The sequence below is a fragment of the Pusillibacter faecalis genome (assembly GCF_018408705.1).
Classification (GTDB): Bacteria; Bacillota; Clostridia; order Oscillospirales; family Oscillospiraceae; genus Oscillibacter; species Oscillibacter faecalis.
Genome location: NZ_AP023421.1, coordinates 77,026 through 96,720 on the forward strand (window position 1 = coordinate 77,026; position 19,695 = coordinate 96,720).

General features: G+C 52.5%; 16 protein-coding genes and 1 tRNA gene. 15 read left to right on the top strand and 2 right to left on the bottom strand.

Annotated elements, in window-relative coordinates; all coding sequences use genetic code 11:
• Window positions 1-48 precede the first annotated feature (48 nt).
• The 6 genes from KJS55_RS14965 to KJS55_RS14990 all read left to right on the top strand — a co-directional run bounded on the left by KJS55_RS14965 (window position 49) and on the right by KJS55_RS14990 (window position 5,515).
• Entirely contained in the window at window positions 49-1,350 is a 1,302-nt protein-coding gene (locus KJS55_RS14965; protein WP_213543743.1) for an ATP-binding protein, read from the top strand.
• A 170-nt stretch (window positions 1,351-1,520) separates the two neighbouring features.
• Window positions 1,521-1,596 (top strand) — tRNA-Pro (locus KJS55_RS14970).
• A gap of 79 nt (window positions 1,597-1,675) precedes the next feature.
• Window positions 1,676-2,527, top strand: a complete 852-nt coding sequence (locus KJS55_RS14975) for a DUF6602 domain-containing protein (RefSeq protein WP_213543744.1) — start codon at window positions 1,676-1,678, stop codon at window positions 2,525-2,527.
• 272 nt (window positions 2,528-2,799) lie between these two features.
• Entirely contained in the window at window positions 2,800-3,234 is a 435-nt protein-coding gene (locus KJS55_RS14980; protein WP_213543745.1) for a hypothetical protein, read from the top strand.
• 1,246 nt (window positions 3,235-4,480) lie between these two features.
• Complete coding sequence (locus KJS55_RS14985) at window positions 4,481-4,702, top strand: hypothetical protein (RefSeq protein ID WP_213543746.1); 222 nt, start codon at window positions 4,481-4,483, stop codon at window positions 4,700-4,702.
• A gap of 270 nt (window positions 4,703-4,972) precedes the next feature.
• Entirely contained in the window at window positions 4,973-5,515 is a 543-nt protein-coding gene (locus KJS55_RS14990) for a flavodoxin family protein (protein WP_187028694.1), read from the top strand.
• An 84-nt stretch (window positions 5,516-5,599) separates the two neighbouring features.
• Here the strand turns inward: KJS55_RS14990 and KJS55_RS14995 are convergent, their stop codons facing one another.
• Window positions 5,600-6,499 (bottom strand): LysR family transcriptional regulator, encoded by a 900-nt coding sequence (locus KJS55_RS14995; RefSeq protein WP_187028692.1) that lies wholly within the window; start codon window positions 6,497-6,499, stop codon window positions 5,600-5,602.
• A gap of 593 nt (window positions 6,500-7,092) precedes the next feature.
• Here KJS55_RS14995 and KJS55_RS15000 point away from each other — a divergent pair.
• The 8 genes from KJS55_RS15000 (at window position 7,093) to KJS55_RS15035 (ending at window position 15,055) form a co-directional block, all read left to right on the top strand.
• Window positions 7,093-8,364, top strand: coding sequence for an ABC transporter substrate-binding protein (locus KJS55_RS15000; RefSeq protein ID WP_187028690.1), 1,272 nt, complete (start codon window positions 7,093-7,095; stop codon window positions 8,362-8,364).
• Between the two features lie 98 nt (window positions 8,365-8,462).
• A complete protein-coding gene (locus KJS55_RS15005; RefSeq protein ID WP_213543747.1) occupies window positions 8,463-9,335 on the top strand; it encodes a branched-chain amino acid ABC transporter permease in 873 nt (290 codons plus the stop codon).
• 5 nt (window positions 9,336-9,340) lie between these two features.
• Window positions 9,341-10,372, top strand: coding sequence for a branched-chain amino acid ABC transporter permease (locus KJS55_RS15010; protein ID WP_187028686.1), 1,032 nt, complete (start codon window positions 9,341-9,343; stop codon window positions 10,370-10,372).
• Window positions 10,366-11,115 carry an ABC transporter ATP-binding protein gene (locus KJS55_RS15015; RefSeq protein WP_213543748.1) on the top strand — a complete coding sequence of 250 codons (750 nt, stop codon included), beginning with the start codon at window positions 10,366-10,368 and terminating at the stop codon, window positions 11,113-11,115. Before KJS55_RS15010 ends, KJS55_RS15015 begins: the two co-directional genes overlap by 7 nt.
• On the top strand, window positions 11,108-11,815 hold the full coding sequence (locus KJS55_RS15020; RefSeq protein ID WP_187028682.1) for an ABC transporter ATP-binding protein: 708 nt from the start codon (window positions 11,108-11,110) through the stop codon (window positions 11,813-11,815). The genes KJS55_RS15015 and KJS55_RS15020 overlap by 8 nt, the downstream gene beginning before the upstream one ends.
• 38 nt (window positions 11,816-11,853) lie before the next feature.
• The gene (locus tag KJS55_RS15025) at window positions 11,854-13,050 is read left to right on the top strand and encodes a M24 family metallopeptidase (RefSeq protein WP_213543749.1); all 1,197 of its coding nucleotides are present in this window, start codon (window positions 11,854-11,856) and stop codon (window positions 13,048-13,050) included.
• 24 nt (window positions 13,051-13,074) lie between these two features.
• The gene (locus KJS55_RS15030) at window positions 13,075-14,274 is read left to right on the top strand and encodes a M24 family metallopeptidase (RefSeq protein ID WP_213543750.1); all 1,200 of its coding nucleotides are present in this window, start codon (window positions 13,075-13,077) and stop codon (window positions 14,272-14,274) included.
• 7 nt (window positions 14,275-14,281) lie between these two features.
• On the top strand, window positions 14,282-15,055 hold the full coding sequence (locus tag KJS55_RS15035; protein ID WP_213543751.1) for an SDR family NAD(P)-dependent oxidoreductase: 774 nt from the start codon (window positions 14,282-14,284) through the stop codon (window positions 15,053-15,055).
• A 144-nt stretch (window positions 15,056-15,199) separates the two neighbouring features.
• On the opposite strand, the gene KJS55_RS15040 is transcribed toward KJS55_RS15035, so the two are convergent.
• Window positions 15,200-18,616: a pyruvate carboxylase gene (locus tag KJS55_RS15040; protein ID WP_187028674.1), complete on the bottom strand. Its 3,417-nt coding sequence runs from the start codon at window positions 18,614-18,616 to the stop codon at window positions 15,200-15,202.
• Window positions 18,617-19,106: 490 nt separating this feature from the next.
• On the opposite strand from KJS55_RS15040, the gene KJS55_RS15045 reads away from it, so the two are divergent.
• Complete coding sequence (locus KJS55_RS15045; RefSeq protein ID WP_187028672.1) at window positions 19,107-19,661, top strand: helix-turn-helix domain-containing protein; 555 nt, start codon at window positions 19,107-19,109, stop codon at window positions 19,659-19,661.
• Window positions 19,662-19,695 lie beyond the last annotated feature (34 nt).

Consider the following 19,695-nt stretch of genomic DNA (forward strand, 5'->3'; position numbering starts at 1 on the left):
GCAGTGAATCAAGGCCCACAAAGAGTGGGCCCTTGGGAGGGAACCTTGATGTATCGTGAACTCGCACACCTGCTGCTATATAGCGACCTGGGGGAAGGTGCGATCCTCACCCGCCTGGCCGGTATCTTCCGGGACTGGGAGCACGGCGCGGACCGGGACGAGCTGGTGGGCCGTATCTATGCCCAGATCAAACGGCTTCTGGACCTGAGCACCGACTGCGGCTTTGACGAGAACTTGTGGCAGTGCTATCTGACCTGGGTATTGATGAACAACCAAAACTCCTTTACCAAGACCTGTGAGCGGACCGGAGCAGGGCAGGGCAGTGTGAACCACTTCGCAAAAGGAGACCTTGCTGTATTCCGCCGCCTATTTGACTTCGATTTCGGTCCTATTGAACAGGATCTGGGGATTGACTGTTTCTCCACCATCTGCAGCTATCAGGCGCTCCCTAAGCGGGAGCGCACTTATAACCGGGACATCAGCCTCCAGGTGCTGGAGCTTCGGCACCGCTTGGCCGATGCGGACGCAGAAGAGATGTTCTCTCTGGTAACGGACTATTACCGCCGCTATGGCTACGGCGTGTTCGCCGCGAACCGAGCCTTCCGTGTCCGGCGGGAAGCGGGGGAGGCGATCTTCCTGCCCATCAGCAATGTGGACCGAGTGACGCTGGACGACCTTCTGGGTTATGAACTGCAAAAGCGGGAGTTACGGCGGAATACGGAGGCGTTCCTGGCCGGAAAGACGGCTAACAACGTCCTGCTCTATGGAGATGCCGGTACCGGAAAATCTACCAGTGTCAAGGCGTTAATCAATGAGTACTACGACTGCGGGCTGCGGATGATTGAACTTTACAAGCATCAGTTTCGGGACCTGTCTGCAGTTTTAGCAGAGATTAAGAACCGAAATTACCGCTTTATTATCTTCATCGACGATCTCTCCTTTGAAGAGAACGAGGTGGAGTACAAGTTTCTGAAGGCGGTGATTGAAGGCGGTGTTGAGACCCGCCCGGACAATGTACTGGTCTATGCCACCTCTAACCGCCGTCACCTGATCCGGGAGACCTGGAATGACCGGACAGACATGGAACACCACGGTGACATCCACCGCTCCGATACCATGGAGGAAAAGCTGTCTCTGGCCAGCCGCTTTGGCGTGGCGATCCATTACAGCGTGCCCAAGCAGAGGGAGTACCAGGAGATGGTCAAGGTGCTGGCCGCCCGCCAGGGCATCCACATGAACGAGGCGGAGCTGCTGGCACAGGCCAACACTTGGGAGGTTCGGCACGGCGGCTTCTCTGGCCGCACCGCACAGCAGTTTATTTACTATCTGAACAGCTTGCCAAAGGAGTAGGCGTTCCCAGGACCTCCCGCGTCGCGCTTCATCTCCCGGCAGCCTATAGGACATTTGTTTTGTATGGCTGCCGGGAGATGTAAAAAGAAAAATGAAAAAAAGAGAAAAAGGACTTGCATTTTTAGGAAAGCCATGGTAAACTATACAAGCTGAATTTAAGTGATGGACAACCGGGTGTAGCGCAGTTGGTAGCGCACTTGACTGGGGGTCAAGGGGTCGTGAGTTCAAGTCTCGCCACTCGGACCAAAATCGACAAGTTTCTTTTGAAGCTTGTCGATTTTTCTTTATATCTGTGACATACTTAGGCAGAAAGGGTGCGATTGAGGTGAATAATATTTTTCTGAAATTAGTTGAAGCAAAAATAGAACAATTTGAGAATGACTATATTAATCTTTCTCGGCAAATATTTGTTGATAACAATGGAAAAATGATTCATCCAGGGGAATTTGGAACATATCGAGAAAAAATAATTGGAGACTTTCTAAAACCATTTTTGCCAACTCGCTTGGCCGTTGGAAACGGTTTTATCATTACCAGTAAAGACCGAATTAGCTCCCAATGTGATATAATTATATACGACAAGGAGCACACTCCAATTATAGAAAATGGAGAACAAAAATTTTTCCCTGTTGAATGTGTTGTGGGCGTTATAGAAGCGAAGTCTAAGTTGACAAAATCCACATTAAAAGAGGCTTTAATTAAATTGTCAAAGGTTAAAGACCTCAGAAATGATATAGGTAATAATCCATATATCTTTAAGGATTATAAGGGCGAAAGTGCCTTTGATCCGAAGTTAAAAGTCCGTGATCAAATGGCGACTTTTTTGATTTGTGAAAGCATAGAAATAGATATAGAAAAAGAAATTAATGATGTATTTTCTGATATATACAAAGAAATTGACAAGTCGCTTTTTCATAATATGATTTTAAATATTGATAACTTTTGCCTCCTTTATTTTGATGGCAAGCACCCAATGTACCATGCGTATTTTAATTATGAAAAAGATATTTTCAAAAATGAGTGTATATTGCCACATGAGGTAGGCTATGCAAAAGAGCACATTCTTTTGTTCCTTAATTATTTCTATATGCTCATTTCTTCAGTATCAATCATGGATTTAGAAATAACTAATTACCTTGGTGCAACTAGACCTAAAAGGGCAATACTTGAAAAGTGAGGACATTTTTTGGGGGATAAAATCCTCTTGCCGACTACTTACAACCATTGATATGACTAGACTTTCCCAGATCCTATAATTACGCTCCGATCCAAAACCGACAGGTTTCTTATCGAAACCTGTCGGTTTACTTTTTATGTGCCTTATGCTCTGTGTGGTGTCTAACCAAGAAATAGGTGTCAATATGGTTCTAGCTTGGGTGTTAGGTCAGGGAATAAGGAATGGAAAACTGTGCAGACTAACTTTATCTTATTAAAGGGGGGCGAATTTCTATGATTGAACAGGACACGATAAAACTGCTTCGAGAATGTGATGCAGGCGTTAAAATGGGGGTCGCATCCATTGACGATGTTCTTGATCAAGTGCGCAGCAGAGCGCTTGAACAATATCTGACGGAGTGTAAAAAGAAACATGAACAGCTAAAGAATGAGATTCAGACCCTACTGGAAAAGTACCATGATGATGGAAAAGAGCCAACCCCCATTGCCAAGGGGATGTCTTGGATTAAAACCAACATGAAAATGGGCATGGATAACTCCGATCAGACTATTGCAGACCTGATGACAGACGGCTGTAATATGGGTGTCAAATCGCTGAACAAGTATCTGAACCAATATGAGGCAGCAGATGAAGTTTCAAAGGATATTGCGAAACGTCTCATCAATTTGGAAGAGCAGCTTGCTGTAGACATCCGCAAGTTTTTATAAGCGGCAGCTTTTCGACTTTCTTTTTCTGGATAAAAACCTCTTGCTGCTGGCAGACCACTGTTTTCATGTATTTTTCCAGGTTCTTTAGCGACGCTCAGACCAAACACGAATAAACCCGAACGCATGGGCCATATGTTCGGATTTATTGACAGCGTTGAAAGATTCCTGTATATTTGGTACAAATCACAATTCAAGGAAGTAACAATGAAAAATGCTTGGCTTCGCGTACTGTTTGGGGGGATATGATCCATTCCAGATTTTACATTGGATTGCTGATTGGCCATGCCTTGCGATCAGCGAGTTGAACGGCAATCAATAAATAATCATGATTTGTGAGTGGGTGTCTTACTGACATCCACTTTTCTTTTTCCGGCTCTCGCCCTTTCACTTAGGAAGAAGTCAAATTCGTTTTGCATTCCACTATATAGGCTGTAAATGATAAAATTATGGTTATCAGCAGGCTGCGCTTTTGTGAGAGAAAAGGGACGGTAAAAATGGGAGATCTTTATTAGTCCAGGAGCGGAGGGGAGGTGAAGCGGGAGGAAGTATGGGTGTCCACTGGCTGTTGGCAGGGGGTATCATAGCCTGGCGGAGCCTCATTCCAAAAGCCACACGCATTGGTAAGCCTGCTGAGAAGGTATGAGCAGCAGCCCTTTTTAAGCAGCTTTTTGGCGGTAGGAAGTGTCTAAAAAACCATCACCGTACATTCCACATCCAAGACTTTCCAATCTCTGCCATAGACGGCGTCGGATGGAAAGCGATGAGGCAAGTTTCGGTCCATCTTATTTTGCTGTCAAAGTCGCTGAAAGGAGGTCTCCTATTTTCTTAGTTCATCTGGGAACTAAAAATTGGCGAAATTTGTGAATTCCTGGGATTTTTTGGTGTATGCCTCATGGTACATACCTCAACTCTTCATTAGAATTTTCATAAATTCTTTCGAAAAGGAGTGCTTACCGTGAGAACCCTATATGCAAATATTTTAAAAAGAATCTTCTGTGACTGGATTTCACGAATCAGAACGGAACGAGACCTGACACAAGCTGAAATGGCAACACTTTTCTGCATGGATACCCGATCCTATGTGAGCCTCGAGCACGGCGAGTCATGTTGCAGCGCTCTCACGCTGGCATTATTTTTGATGGAGTGCTGCGAAGATCCCATGAAATTTTTCGCTGATCTAAAAGCCGCATTTGAAACTGCTGACAGCGCTGCATAAATCATGCTTATATGGAGAGGAGAGGCTGCCTTGTACCAATTTGAAGTAATCGAGAGGTATCATCCCTTTCTCGCAGGAAAATCCTATGGAATTCTGGCGAAAACGTGTGATGGATGTATCCCGCAGGAGCTTGTGCTCATACCGAATATCTCCCATGACAGGAAATGGGTTGCGCGGCTTGCGAAGGCCTGTAACCAAAACCAGCCCGGCGTTATGGACTTGCTGGATCTTGTGACCGGCGGACAACCTTAACGTGCGGCATCCTTCCAAAGGCTGTGGCGGCATCCAGCCGCCACAGCCCTTTCTTTGGGACTGCACAAATCGGTTGATTCTGTTCACAGATGGACGGTATCCATGGTCGGTTTACAGGCTAGACAAAAACTTTGAAAATTTTTATTGACAAAAAGCTATATGGGGATGATATATAGTAGTTGCAGGGAGATATCGCAGTGCGCAGTCCGCTTGAAACAAACCACCGCTGCGGTTTATGTGGACTATTGTTGAGAATTCAAGGAGTGGATTATGAATAAGCGTGTTGTTGTCATTTCTACCAGCCCCCGGTTGGGAGGCAATTCTGATCTTCTGGCGGAGGAATTTGCCAGGGGAGCAACGGATGCTGGGAACCAAGTGGAAAAGATCACCCTGGCAGGGAAGAGCATCGGGTTTTGCCGGGGATGTCTGGCGTGTCAAAACACACGGCGGTGCGTGATTTCGGATGATGCAGGCAGTATCGTGGAGAAGATGCTGACAGCGGATGTCATTGCATTTGCAACGCCGATTTACTACTACGAGATGAGCGGACAGATGAAAACGATGCTGGACCGTTCCAATCCGCTGTTCACCGCAGACTATGCGTTCCGGGATATCTATATGCTCTCCACCGCCGCAGAGGATGGCGCTGAAGTGCCAGAGCGCGCCGTGAGTGGCTTGCAGGGCTGGATCAATTGCTATGAACAGGCACGACTTGCCGGGACTGTCTTTGGCGGAGGCGTGAACGAGAGGGGGGAGATTCGCCAGCACCCGGAAAAACTGAGGGAGGCCTATGAGATGGGACGGGCTGTTTAGGAATTCTATCTAAATCATGACCATTTCTACATAAAAAAGCAGGGCGCGTTTACAACGCGCCCTGCTTTTTATTGATCCAGACGATCATATATTTTCCGGGTCCTTTGGAAAGAGCTTGTAATATTCCCTGACAAAGTCCAGAAAGTTCTGTGTAACAGCATTAAAATTTCGATTTTTCAGCCAGACAAAATATACGTTATGTAAACATTTGGGATAGCTGACATTGATTCTGCGGAGCGTGGTGTGTTCGGAAAAGGTGTTTGGCATCAGGGCGATGCCAAGACCGGAATTGACCATGGCGGCCATCAAAGAGGCGGTGGACAACTCACAAACAACATTGGGGGAGAAGCCTGCCAGGTCGAAGCAGTGCATGACCGTATCATAAAAGGCGGAGGAACGGTTTACACAGACAAATGGCTCGTCCCGCACGTCTTCCAGCCGAATGTACCGCTTTTTACTTAGTGGGTGATCCGGGGGAACCGTCAGGTACAGCTTCTGCGCCAACATGTGATAGCACTCCACATGTGGCGAAACAATGGGAGTGCAGGTGATACAGAAGTCGATCTCAAAATTGAGCAGCCGGCCCAGAACGCGGTCGCTCTCAGAACTGTCAAACTGCCAAAGCTTGAACTTTGCAGTAGGACGCAGATGTAAAAAGGGCTGGACAATGGTGGAGAAGGAGACATAAGTAAGTGCGGCAAGAGAGATGACTTCCTCGCTGTCTGTCGCTGCAGCTAACGCGTTATGCTTGGCTTGAGACAGATCGTTGAGCGCCTGCACGACTTTTTTATAATACTCTTCGCCGGCTCTGTTTAAGGAGACATGACGCCTGGAACGGTCAAACAGCTTGACGCCGATCTCTGACTCCAGCTTGGAGATACTGGTGCTGAGAGCAGGCTGGGAGATAAAAAGCTCCTGAGCGGCCTTGGACATGCTGCCGGTCTCCACCACTGTTTTAAAATAAATCAGGTTTGATAAGTCCATGGCGTCTCCTCCTGCATTGTGCGTAGCGAATCAAGCTCGTCTCAATTTTATCTAATATACCATACCTGTAGAAGAAAGGCAAAAGAAACTCCGCAGGCTGCTCAGAGAGATCATACCAGCTTGGAGATTTCCGACCCATCGACAGATTCCTGCATGATTCCAAGGAAATCTAAGCTATGATAGAGGCATTCTGATTCCAGGAAAAGACGGCTGGAAGAGGCTGTTTCATGGATGCTGGCAAAATTGTGCCCCACAATGATTGGCGTTGTTTATGAGATACTTTCATACAATTTATATGCAGTTATGGTCATACCAATACTTCTATCACACATGTTTTCTTAAAAACACAAAAAATTTAGTGATATTGCAAAAAAATTACCAATCCACTTTATATAAATTGACATTTTTAAAATTTGATCTCTGAAATTCTTTTCTTCTTTATAAAAGTTATTTGATTAGTGAGATAAACTCTGCGGAATAGAAAAAATGGGATTGTTCATGTATCATAAAATTACCCGGTACGAGGCTGACCCTTTTTGACAGAATGACTGTCAAATAGAGCAGATAAAGTTTGTTTGAGGAGGATAAAAGAAATGTCAAAAACTCGAAAAGTATTGGCACTTGCTCTGGCACTTGTTATGAGCTGCACCATGGCCGCCTGTGGCGGCGATTCAGAAACGACGGATGGAGGCAGCACCAGTACATCTGCTGATGGTACTTACAAGATTGGCATGATTTACCCGATGAGCGGCGGAAACGCCCTTTTTGGAAATGCCATGGTGTCCGCAACTGAGATTGCCGTTGATATGATCAACGAGGCCGGCGGTGTCAATGGAACCCAGATTCAACTAGTCGTTGGCGACGGTGCCACCAGTTCCGAGGCCTCCACAGAGGCCACCCGGATGATCGACAGCGAGGGCGTCAATGTCATCATTGGCTCCATGAGCTCCGGCAATGCCAATGCCATCCGCTCCGTGACCGAGCGTTCCAACGTGATCTTGTGGGAAACTTCTGCGGTGGCGGACAATGTGTTGGACGGAAACTCCGGCCTGACGTTCCGAATCTGCGACCAAGGCAGCTATCGCGGCTACAATGCGGTGAAATTCCTCTGCGAAGAGCTGGCCGACGACCTGGGCAAAGAGCCCTCAGAGCTGAAAATCGCTGTGATCAACGAGGACTCCAGCTACGGTGAGTCTATCGCGGAGGGCGCAGTGGAGGCTGCTGAGGAGTTTGGCGTAACGGTTGCTTATAACGAGGCTTATGATGCCGCCAGTACAGACGTCTCCTCCACGGTGATGGGCATCCAGAGCGCCGGTGTCGACGCGCTGGTGGCCGCCAGCTACATCAATGATGCGCTGCTTTTCTACGATACACTGACCCAGTATGACGCATGGCCCGATGTGCTGCTGGGCTGCGGCTCCGGCTGGAACGATCCCACCATCCGCGACACCATTGGCGCCGACGGTGTTGAAGGTATCTTCTGCGTAGATATGCCCAGCAACATTGAACTGAGCATGCTCAATGAGGAGAACGCAGCCCTGCTGGGGCAGTTCCGCGAAACCTACACAGCTGAGACTGGCAGCGAGGCTCCCTTAACTGCCTGTGTTGCCTTTATGGGCGCCTACGTATTTTTAAAGGATATCTTGCCCACTGCCGCCTCCTTCTCCACAGAGGATATTGCCGCGGCCATCCAGGCAGCTGACATTGAACAAACCACCATGATCTGGAGCCTGCAGTTTGATGAGAGCGGGCAGAATACCGGCGCGCAGTCTGTCCTCATGCAGTGGCAGGGCGGCGAGCTGAAGACGGTGTGGCCAGCGGCGTACGCCAATGGTACCTACGCAAACGTTCCTCTTAATAAATAAGCAGAGATATTACCACGAAGATAACGTTCACTTGAAAAGAGGCGGGCGGCATCTCCGTCCGCCTCTTTTGCATCCTAAAAGAAGGAGTGTGCAGGCATATGACCCCTGTTTTGCAGTGTGTGATATCCGGTCTCCTCATGGGGGGAATTTACGCCCTGGTCAGCGTGGGCCTGACGCTGATTTTCGGCATTGTGGAGCTGGTGAACTTCTCCCATGCGGACTATTTGATGGTGGCCATGTATGTTGCCTATGGATTATTTACTTTTTTGGGTGTGGACCCCTATCTCTCTTTGCCGATTGTCGTCCTGTTCATGGCGGCTTTTGGCTATGCCGTATACCAGTTGACGCTCAAGCGTGTTTTACATAAGAAGCATGAGATTCAAATCATGGCGACGCTCTCCATGATGCTGGTGCTTCAAAACCTGGCGCTGATGATCTTCAAAGCGGATTACCGCTCTGTCCGAACTGCATATGTCAGCTCGGTGCTGCACCTGGGGCCGATCACAGTGACGGTTCCAAGACTGGTGGCGTTTATTGTGTCTATCGCAGTGTGCCTGGCGGTGTATTTCTTCCTGACAAAAACCTATACCGGCACTTCTATGCGGGCAATTTCCCAAAATAACAAAGCGGCGCAGCTCATGGGCATTAAGCTGGAGAAGACCTACTGCTTTACCTTTGTTCTGGGCATCGCCATGACCGGCATCGCCGCGTGTGTTTTGGTTCCTATCTATTCTGTGTACCCCACTGTTGGCAGCACGTTGATGCTTCCAGCCTTCGTGGTGGTAGTGATTGGAGGCCTCTCCAGCATTCCGGGCGCGCTGATTGCTGGGCTTCTCGTGGGCGTGGTAGAGAGCCTGTCGGCCTATTTCTTAGGCTCCTCCTACCAGCAGCTTGCTTACTTTGTGCTGTTTATTCTGGTGATTCTCCTCAAGCCCGAGGGAATCCTGGCCAGAAGGAAGAAAGGAGTTTGATCACGATGAAACATCAAAACTCCATCCCTGTACTGCTTTTGAAACATGCGCGGTGGGTGGTCATTGCGCTGTTGTTCCTGGTCTCCATGTGCGTGAGCGGAAAATACACCCAGGAGATTTTCGTGCAGCTCTTCTTATGGGCGGGCCTTGGCTGCTGCTGGAACTTAAACTGTGGCTATTGTAAACGCAACTCCATCGGCCATGCGGCATTTTTTGGAATCGGAGCTTATGCAACAGCCTTGCTGTATACACGTTTTGCCGTGAGCCCGTGGCTTGGAATGGCAGCGGGGGCCGTGATCTGCGCGGTGGTGGCGCTTTGCGTGGGGCGCCTGACCTTAAAGCTGCGTGGTACCTTCTTTACCCTCACGACCATTGCCTTTGCCGAGGTGGTCCGGATTCTGAGCGTGTCCCTGAAGGACCTCACGGGCGGCTCCCAGGGCATCGTGCTGAATTTTAACCCTGGATTCCTGAACATGACCTGGAGTTCCAAGCGGGCGTACATTGTGCTCTGCTTCATTTACATGCTGGTGATGCTGATCGCCTGTGTCCGTCTGGAGCGCAGCAAGTTCGGCTATCAGCTCATCGCCATTGGCGAGGACACCACGGCGGCAGAGATGCTGGGAGTCAATTCCAGTGCGGTGATGACGAAATCCTTTGTGGAGAGTGCGGTCACAACGGCCATCGGCGGTGCCATCTATACCATGTATTACCTCTACATAGAGCCGGACGCCGTGTTCGGCATGAATGAGATCTCCCTGGAATTTGTGCTGATCTGTTTGATCGGCGGTATGGGCTTGGCCTTTGGTCCAGTTTTGGGCGCGGCCATTTTGATTCCTCTGAGCAACATCCTGCGGGCGCAGTTCTCCGCTGTCAGCGGGCTGCACGGTTTCCTGTACGGCCTGATCATGCTGCTGGTGGTTCTGGCCCGTCCAGACGGCCTGCTGAGTCTGATCGGCGGAATCTACCAAAAGTTCCTTGCAAGGTTCACACCGGCCGTAGCTACAGACCAAGAGAAGGAGGCGGAACGAGTATGCTGATGGAAGTGCGGAATGTCACCAAACGCTTTGGCGGCTTGGCGGCTCTCTCCGGCGTATCCTTTGATTTGGAAGAAGGGCAGATTCTCGGTATCATTGGCCCCAATGGAGCCGGCAAGACCACGCTGTTCAACACCATTTGCGGCATCAGCTCCCCCACAGAAGGAGAAATCCTCTATCAGGGGGAGCACATAGAAAAGCTCTCGCCCCACGAGGTGGCGCAAAAGGGAATCGCCCGCGCTTTTCAGGTGGTAAAGCCGTTTGGAAATATGACGACACTGGAAAATGTGATGGTCGGCGCGTTCTGCAGGACCAACCATCGCTCCGAGGCAGAACGACTGGCCATGGATGCCTTGAAAAAGGTCTATCTGGACACGCAGGCTGATAAGATGGCAAAGCATCTGAACCTGGGGCAGAGAAAGCGGTTGGAGATTGCCAAGGCCTTGGCCACACAGCCAAAGCTTTTGTTGCTGGATGAGGTGATGGCCGGTCTGACGCCCCCGGAGGTCCGGGAGATTGTCAAGGTGATTCAGGAGATCAACGCCGGCGGCGTGACGATTCTTCTAATTGAGCATATCATGGAGGCCATCATGTCCCTCTCCCACCACATTATTGTGATCAGCTTCGGCAAAAAGATCGCCGAGGGCACTCCGGAGGAGGTTGCCAACAACAAGCTGGTTCAGGAGGCCTATTTCGGCGTGGAGGACGATGAAATCCTGGCGGGGGAGGTGGAGACCCATGCTTAAAATGGAGGGACTTAAGGCCTCCTATGGGGAGATTGAGGTCTTGCATGGCATCGACGTGGAGGTATCTCAAGGGGAGATCGTCGCCGTTATCGGCGCCAACTCCAGCGGAAAGAGCACCATGCTCACCTGTATCTCCCGCCTGATGCCGATCACTGGGGGGAGCATGACCTTTTGCGGTGCGGACATCAGCCGGATGAGGCCGGAGGAGGTGGTGAACCTGGGATTGATCCAGTGCCCGGAGGGACGCCAGCTTTTTCCGAAGCTGACTGTCCGGGAGAACCTGGAACTGGGAGCCTTTTGCAAGAGAGCCAGGGGAGACAAGGGCCGCACGCTGGAACAGGTCTTTGCGTTTCTCCCGCGGCTCAAGGAGCGGGAAAACCAACAGGCGGGCACCCTTAGCGGCGGGGAGGCGCAGATGCTGGCCATTGGGCGGAGTATGATGGCAAAGCCCAGGCTTTTAATGCTGGATGAGCCTTCTCTGGGGCTTGCGCCCATTGTGGTTCTGGATATCATGCGCCTTGTGAAACGGATGCGGGATGAGGACGGCGTGACGGTGCTTCTCGTAGAACAAAACGTGAAGCAGTCCTTAAAAACCGCAGATCGGGCCTATGTCCTGGAAAATGGCAATGTGGCGGCCAAGGGCAGGCCAGAGGAGCTTCTGGCCAGCGAAGAGGTCCGCAAGGCCTATTTGGGGATCTGAGCGGAGGAGACATTTTTGAATAGAAAGGGTTTGATGGTATGCTTTTAAATGTCGACTGGGAAGAGCGCGTCAATTGGGAGCGGCTGCGGAAATACCGCATTGACCGCATCGTGGAACAGCTGAAAAAGAAGGGCCTTCGGGCGGTGATGCTCTCCAAGCTGGACACGATCCGTTATGCCACCAGCTTCCGGGGCGTCTATACCTGGCAATTCCACGGAAACCGCTATATCGCCCTGATTACCGATGAGGGGCACGTCTCCTTCTTCGTCGGCAGCGGCGAGTATTCCAAGGTTCGTGAGACCATGCCCTGGCTTACCGACGTCACCCCGTTCCCCTTTGTTATGGAGGAGGGATACGACTTGGTGGAGGCCAAGCTGAGGGAACTTGGCATTACCAAGGGCAAGGTCGGCGTGGATATGATGAAATTCGCCATGATTGACAAGATTCAGCGGGGGATGCCAGACCTGGAACTGGTGGACGGCTACTCTGTGGTGGAAAACGCGCAGCTGGTAAAAAATCCTGATGAAATCGTGCTGCTCAAGGCCAACGCGCAGCTGGCGGATATCGGAATGACCACCATGCTGGACCATCTGGGCGAGGGGGTCACGGAAATTGAGTGCTCTGCTGCAGCCGCCCATAAGCTGATGATGCTGGGGTGTGAGGATGTGGCGTACTACCCGCTGTGTGAGTCCGGCATGCACAGCTGGAATACCTATAAATATCCTACCACCAAGCGCATGCGGCGGGGAGATATGGTTTGGATGGATTGCGGTGTGCCTATTTTCTGCGGCTACACCGGCGACATTGCCCGCACTGCGGTGGTAGGTCCGGCCACAGATTTACAAAAGCGTATCTACAGCGCTATGTACGACATGCTCTGGTATGCAACCGAGGAACTCCGGCCCGGGGGAGACATCAACAAACCCGTGGAGGCGGCCAACCGCGCCGCAGAAAAGCACGGACTGCAGGATAAGGTGTATTTCGGCATCCTGGGTCACGGGGTTGGAACAGACCTGCATATTGCGCCTACACTGGGCGACAGCTCGCTCAAGAGCGCTGTGAAGCGCGAGATTGAAACGCTGAGTGAAAACATGGTCATCTCTTTGGAGCCTGGCATCTTCTACCATGGTGTGGGAGGCGGCGCGCTGGAAAATATGATCCTCATTACGGAGCACGGCCCGGAGCCAATGACACACTGCCGCTTTGAAGAGCACCTGTTGACAAACATCGGTTGAGCAGAGAAAGGGGTTATAGAAATCATGCAGCATATCATGACTGATTGGGAACAACAGATTGATTGGGCAAAGCTGAGAAAATTCCGCGTGGAGCGCATGGTCACGGTCATGAAGCAAAAGGGCATCCGGGCAGTGCTGCTGGCCAAGCTGGACACCATCCGCTACGCTACCAGCTTCCACAGTGTGCAGACCTGGATGTTCCACGGCAACCGCCATATTGCCATCGTCACTGACGAGGGGCACGTGTCGCTGCTGGCTGCCAGCGGCGATGTCAAGCGGGTTCAAAATACGATGCCCTGGCTCACCGATGTGGAGCCCTTCCCGTTCCTCATGACCGAAGGGTACCCCGTTCTGGAGAAGAAGATGAAAGAGCTGGGCATTACCAAGGGTAAGGTGGGCATTGATATGATGGCCTTTGACATCACCCGCAAGCTGCGCCTGGGCTTCCCGGACATTGACTTTGTGGAGGGCGGCTGCGTCGTGGAGGAGGCGCAGCTGGTCAAGGCGCCGGAGGAGATCATGTGCCTTCGTATCTGTGCCAACGCCGTGGATGTGGGCATGACTGCCATGCTGGATAACATCCATGAGGGTATCAGTGAGATGGAGCTCTCCCGCATCTGCATGGACAAATACATGGAGCTGGGTGCAGATGACATCCCATATTTCCCGCTGGTGGTCTCCGGCGAGCACAGCTGGCAGGGCTACCGGCATCCCACGGAGCGCCGGCTGAATGTGGGCGATATGGTCTGGATGGACGCGGGCTGCTGCATCATCAACGGCTATAACGGAGATATCGCCCGGACCTGCGTGTGTGGCAAGGCCACCACAGAGCAGCGCAAGCTCTTTACCGCCATCTATGACATGCTCTGGTACGGCATTGAGGCGCTGCAGCCCGGAGCGTCCCTGGACGCGCCGCTCAAGGCTGCTTACGGCGCCGCCGATAAGCATGGGCTGCTGGATAAAGTGTACTTTGGAATTTTGGGCCACGGTATTGGGACGGACTTGCACATTGCTCCCACTATCGGAGACCTGGCGGTGGCCGACGGCGGCAAGGTGGAGCGGGAGGTCAATACGCTGCAGCCCGGGCTTGTGATCGCGCTGGAGCCTGGTATCTATCTGGACGGTATTGGCGGCGGGTGCTGTGAAAACATGACCCTGATCACAGAAAATGGCCCGGAGGTCCTCACGAAAACACGTTTTGACGAGCGGCTGCTGCTGCGGTGAGATGACGATGGACCTGAAGTTAAGCGGCAAAGCCGCCATTGTCACAGGCGGCGCGAAGGGGATTGGGCTGGAGATTTCCCGGACGCTGCTGCAGGAGGGCTGTCGGGTGTGCATGGTCGGTACCGACCATGCAGCTCTGGAGCGGGCGGAGAGGGAGTTCTCCGTCCTGGGGCCTTGTATGGCCAGAGTCTGCGACGTTACGGATGCCCGGCAGATTCAAGAGACATTTGCTGCGGTGGAAGCAGCGTATAGCACGGTGGACATTCTGGTGAATAACGCCGGCGCCCTGAAGCCAAAAAAAATTGAGGACATGAGCGAGGCGGAATGGGACAGGAGTCTGGCTGTGAACCTCAAGAGCGTCTTTTTGTGCACACAGGCCGCCATCCGGCCTATGAAGCGGCACGGCGGCACGATTATCAACGCGTGCTCCTTTGCGGCGCTGATTCCCTCTGTTGGGCAGGCGGCCTATGCCGCCGCCAAGATCGGGGTCAAGAGCCTGACACAGGTCAGCGCCGCAGAGCTGGCCCCCTACGGCATCCGGGTACTGGGCTATCTCCCCGGCGTGATCGCCACCCAGCTGATTCAGCCGTTGATCCAGGACCCGGTTCGGGCGGAAACCATGCGGGGAGATATCGCCGCGCACCGCTTCGGCAGTCCGGCGGAGGTGGCGTCCGTGGTGGCGTTTCTGGCGTCAGAACAGGCCGGCTATGTCAGCGGCTGCTGTGTGGAGGTTCATGGCGGAAAGCTGTGTGTGCAAAATCCCAGCGCCGCATATCAATAAGTCCCCCTCTTCATAAGAATATCCGGAGCTGTTAAAAGCTCCGGATATTCGCATTTCTAAAACGGGAGAGATACACCTCGAGTTGCGGCGGTATCCCGAAAGGAAGAACCGGAACATCTCTGCAGATGTTCCGGTTCTTTTGGCTTATCGAATTGTCATCAGGAGCTGGCCGCCCTTGACGCTGTCTCCCTCGGAGACCTCAATCCGCTCGATCACGCCGGACATCCGGGCAGGGATGGCGGTCTCCATCTTCATGGCCTCGATGGTGGCCAGGGTCTGGTTGACTTCCACCGTATCGCCCACCTTGACAGAGATCTTGCTGACCGCGCCGGGGATGGAGGCGCCCACCTGGCTCTTGTCCTCCGGGTCCACCATGGGAACCTTGACGATGTTTTTCTGAGCCTCCTCGTCGGGTACCTGCACATCCCGCCGGACGCCATTGAGCTCAAAGCTGACGGTGCGCATACCCTCTTCGTTTACGTCTCCAAGACCCAGGTATTTGATCACTAGCGTCTTGCCGTCCGCAATATTGACCTTGTTGGTCTCACCCACAGCGAGTCCATGGAAAAATACATGGCTGCCCAGGCGCATGATATAGCCGTATTCCTTGCGCTTTTGGATGTAATCTTTGATCACCTTGGGGTAGAGGCAGTAGCTGATCACAGAGCGCCAGGAGGGATCTGGATCATAGGCTTTCAGCTCCTCCCGGACGGCGTCGAAGTCGACAGGCTTGAGCAGCTCGCCAGGACGGCAGGTGATAGCCTCCTTGCCCTTGAGCACGACTCTCTGCAAATCCTCCGGGAAACCACCCTCAGGCTGCCCCATCATGCCGGAGAAGTAGCTCACGGCGGAGTCGGGGAAGGCCAGAGCATCACCGCGCTCCACAATGTTCTCCGGCGTCAGATTGTTCTGGGTCATAAAGATGGCCATATCGCCCACCATCTTGGAGGAGGGTGTGACCTTCACAATGTCTCCCAGCATCTGGTTGACCACACGGTAGTTCTCCTTGACCTCCAAGAAGCGGTCGCCCAAACCCAGAGATTCCACCTGGGGTTTGAGGTTGGTGTACTGGCCGCCAGGAATCTCATAGCGATAGATATCCGTGGCAGGGCATTTGATGCCGGCCTCAAAGGACTCATAGCGCTTGCGCACATCTTCCCAGTAATCGGTGAGATGCTGGAGCTGGCCCAGGTCCAGACCGGTGTCCCGCTCCGTGCCTTCCAAAGCGGCCACAACTGCGTTCAAAGACGGCTGGCTGGTCAAGGAGGCCATGGAGGAGATCGCACAGTCTACCACATCCACGCCGGCCTCGGCCGCCATCAAAAGCGTTGCCACCTGGTTGCCGGAGGTATCGTGGGTGTGGAGCTGAATGGGAATCCCGATCTCCTGCTTGAGGGCGGAGACCAGCTTCTTGCCTGCATAGGGCTTTAAAAGGCCGGACATGTCCTTGATGGCCAACATGTGGGCGCCGCGGCGCTCCAACTCCTTGGCCATGTTGACATAGTATTTCAGGGAGTACTTATCCCGGGCGGGGTCCAGAATATCGCCGGTATAGCAGATGGTGGCCTGGCAGATCTTGCCTTGGTTGCACACCTCGTCCATGGCGACCTCCATGCCGGGAATCCAGTTCAGGGAGTCGAATATACGGAACACGTCCACGCCGGAGCGTGCGGCCTCCTTAATGAACTCCCGGATCACGTTGTCCGGATAGTTGGTGTAGCCCACGGCGTTGGCGCCCCGCAGCAGCATTTGCAGCAGCAGATTAGGTGCCTTTTCCCGGATCAGGTCCAGCCGCTCCCAGGGGGACTCGTGCAGGAAGCGATAGGCTACGTCAAAGGTGGCGCCGCCCCAACACTCCAGGGAGAAAGCATTGCCCAGGATTTCGCTGGTTCCCTCCATACCCTTGACGATGTCCCGGGTACGGACCCGGGTGGCCAGCAACGACTGGTGGGCATCGCGGCAGGTGGTGTCGGTGATCAGCAGCTTCTTTTGGTCCAGGACCCATTTGGCCACGGCCTCAGGGCCCTCTCGGTCCAGCAGAGGCTTGAGGCCTGCGGGCCGCTTGCCGGTGACGGGCGGGAAACGAGGCGTCTCGTAGAACTTATGGCCATCCCGCTCCTTGACTACAATGTTTGCAATGTATTTGAGCATCTTGGTGGCCCGGTCCTGGCTCTCCGTGAGCTGGAAGAGCTCGGGGGTCTCGTCGATGAACTTTGTGTGGCACTTGCCGGCCCGGAAGGTGGGGTTTTGCAGGATGTTGGCAATGAAAGCAATGTTCGTTTTGACGCCCCGCACATGGACTTCGTTGATGGCCCGGTCCGCCTTGCGGCAAGCGCCCTCAAAAGAATTGCCCCAAGTGGTGATCTTCACCAGCAGGGAATCGTAATACGGAGAAATCTCCGCACCGGTGTAGGCATTGCCGCCGTCCAACCGAATGCCGAAGCCGCCGGGGGAGCGGTAAGAGGTGATCTTTCCGGTGTCGGGAGCAAAGTTGTTGGCGGGGTCCTCGGTGGTGACACGGCACTGGATGGCATAGCCGTTTTGCCGGATGGACTCCTGGTTGGGAATGCCGATATCCGGGGCACTGAGGGGATAGCCCTCCGCCACCAGAATTTGAGCCTGCACCAGGTCCACACCTGTGACCATCTCAGTGACAGTATGCTCCACCTGAATACGGGGATTCATTTCAATGAAATAGTGACTGCCGTCCCGGTCCACCAGGAACTCCAGAGTGCCGGCATTGGTATAGCCTACATGACGGGCGATCTTCACCGCATCGTCGTACAGAGCCTGTCGCACCTCCGGCGCGACGGAAAAGGCAGGGGTGAACTCCACAACCTTCTGGTAGCGCCGCTGGAGAGAGCAGTCCCGCTCATAAAGGTGGACGATATTGCCATGCTCGTCGCCTAGAACCTGCACCTCAATGTGCTTGGGCTCCACCAGAAATTTTTCCATGAAAATGTCGCTGTTGCCGAAGGCCTTCTTCGCCTCAGTCTTCACCAGGTCAAAGTTGGTGCCGACCTCCTCTACAGTGTCACACCGGCGCATACCGCGGCCGCCGCCGCCCGCCGCTGCCTTTAAAATAACGGGGAAGCCAAACTCCTGAGCTAATTTTTGTGCCTCCTCACGGCTTTTCAGCGGCTCAGCCGTGCCCGGGGTGGTGGGCACACCGCACTCAATGGCGATCTGCTTGGCAGAGAGCTTGTCGCCCATCAGGTCCAGAACTTTGGCGGAAGGACCGATAAATTTGATGCCAGATTCCTCGCAAGCCCGGGCAAAATCACCGTTCTCACTTAAAAAGCCATAGCCGGGGTGGATAGCATCGGCACCATGCCTCTTAGCGATTTCAATGATGCGGGGAATATCCAGATAAGCGCCCAAGGGGCTGAGATTCTCACCGATCAGATAGGACTCATCGGCAGCGGTACGGAAGACGCTGTATGTATCCTCTTTGGAGTAAATTGCAACCGTTTGAATGTCCAGATCATGGCAGGCCCGGAACACACGCATGGCGATTTCGCCGCGGTTGGCCACCAGGACTTTTTTGAATAATTGACTCATAGGCATTGACCTCCTGTTCTTGCTTGCGACGCAGCGGCGCCTGGTATTTGTACTCTTCTTAAAATACGCCACTTTGGAGGAATCTTCAATAGTGAAGTTACTCTTACGTACATTTTTGATGGGCTATGCTGTAAAATTACGTAAAACGTGAATTCGATTTGTGAATAATGACGCCAGGAAAAAAGCATGAGAGATCAAGCGTCTTTGCTGAAAATACAGTGTATCAGGAAGATTTTTTTGTACGGCGGACACAGAAAAAAAGAAGATCAGGCGCCACTGGCCGCAGTCTGCTGGCGCTCCGATACAGGATTTTAACAAAATTGACACAGGTTTCTATGAAAAGTCTGGGAATACCGGGAATTTCGAGCGGATAAAGATTGCATTCCTATAAAAGATATGTTATGATAATATCAAATTTTTTATAAGTATTTCATGCTGCGGGCTGCGATAGTACAGGAGAATTTTGAAGATCGGATAAGGGAGGGAACTTATGCTGGGAGATAAAATACGAGAGGCTAGAAAACGCAAGCGGATCACCTTAAACCAGCTGGCTGAGATGAGCGGCCTGACCGCCAGCTACATTTCTCAGGCAGAGCGGAACCTGACTGAGCCGTCGCTATCTTCACTGCGGAAGCTGTCGGCCGCTTTGCAGCTGCCTCTGTATTTTTTCTTGGATGATGACATTCCGCAGACACAGGTCATCCGGGCAGATCAGAGGAGGAAACTGGCGATTCCCGGGAGCGAAATTGTTTATGAATACCTTTCCCCTGTCACCATGCTGGAGGCGGAACCGCCTATGCTGGAGATGATTTTGTTCCACCTCAATGCAAAATGTTGGAGCCGGGAGGACTATGTCCGGCATGACGTGGCCGAGGAGTGTATCACGGTGCTTACCGGCGTCATTACAGTGGACTGTCTGCACGAGGAATATCATCTCTACGAGGGAGACAGCGTTTATATCCGGCGGGGGATTCCCCATAAGGTCTATAACCCCAGCAATGGTGTTGCCACGGCGCTCATATGTCTGACGCCGCCAGTTCACTGAGAAATCAGGCTGATATCCATAGAGGACTGCACAA

Coding starts and splice junctions, on each gene's coding strand:
- KJS55_RS14965 (WP_213543743.1), top strand. CDS start 49: ATGTATCGTGAACTCGCACACCTGCTGCTATATAGCGACCTGGGGGAA.
- KJS55_RS14980 (WP_213543745.1), top strand. CDS start 2,800: ATGATTGAACAGGACACGATAAAACTGCTTCGAGAATGTGATGCAGGC.
- KJS55_RS14990 (WP_187028694.1), top strand. CDS start 4,973: ATGAATAAGCGTGTTGTTGTCATTTCTACCAGCCCCCGGTTGGGAGGC.
- KJS55_RS14995 (WP_187028692.1), bottom strand. CDS start 6,499: ATGGACTTATCAAACCTGATTTATTTTAAAACAGTGGTGGAGACCGGC.
- KJS55_RS15000 (WP_187028690.1), top strand. CDS start 7,093: ATGTCAAAAACTCGAAAAGTATTGGCACTTGCTCTGGCACTTGTTATG.
- KJS55_RS15005 (WP_213543747.1), top strand. CDS start 8,463: ATGACCCCTGTTTTGCAGTGTGTGATATCCGGTCTCCTCATGGGGGGA.
- KJS55_RS15010 (WP_187028686.1), top strand. CDS start 9,341: ATGAAACATCAAAACTCCATCCCTGTACTGCTTTTGAAACATGCGCGG.
- KJS55_RS15015 (WP_213543748.1), top strand. CDS start 10,366: ATGCTGATGGAAGTGCGGAATGTCACCAAACGCTTTGGCGGCTTGGCG.
- KJS55_RS15020 (WP_187028682.1), top strand. CDS start 11,108: ATGCTTAAAATGGAGGGACTTAAGGCCTCCTATGGGGAGATTGAGGTC.
- KJS55_RS15025 (WP_213543749.1), top strand. CDS start 11,854: ATGCTTTTAAATGTCGACTGGGAAGAGCGCGTCAATTGGGAGCGGCTG.
- KJS55_RS15030 (WP_213543750.1), top strand. CDS start 13,075: ATGCAGCATATCATGACTGATTGGGAACAACAGATTGATTGGGCAAAG.
- KJS55_RS15035 (WP_213543751.1), top strand. CDS start 14,282: ATGGACCTGAAGTTAAGCGGCAAAGCCGCCATTGTCACAGGCGGCGCG.
- KJS55_RS15040 (WP_187028674.1), bottom strand. CDS start 18,616: ATGAGTCAATTATTCAAAAAAGTCCTGGTGGCCAACCGCGGCGAAATC.
- KJS55_RS15045 (WP_187028672.1), top strand. CDS start 19,107: ATGCTGGGAGATAAAATACGAGAGGCTAGAAAACGCAAGCGGATCACC.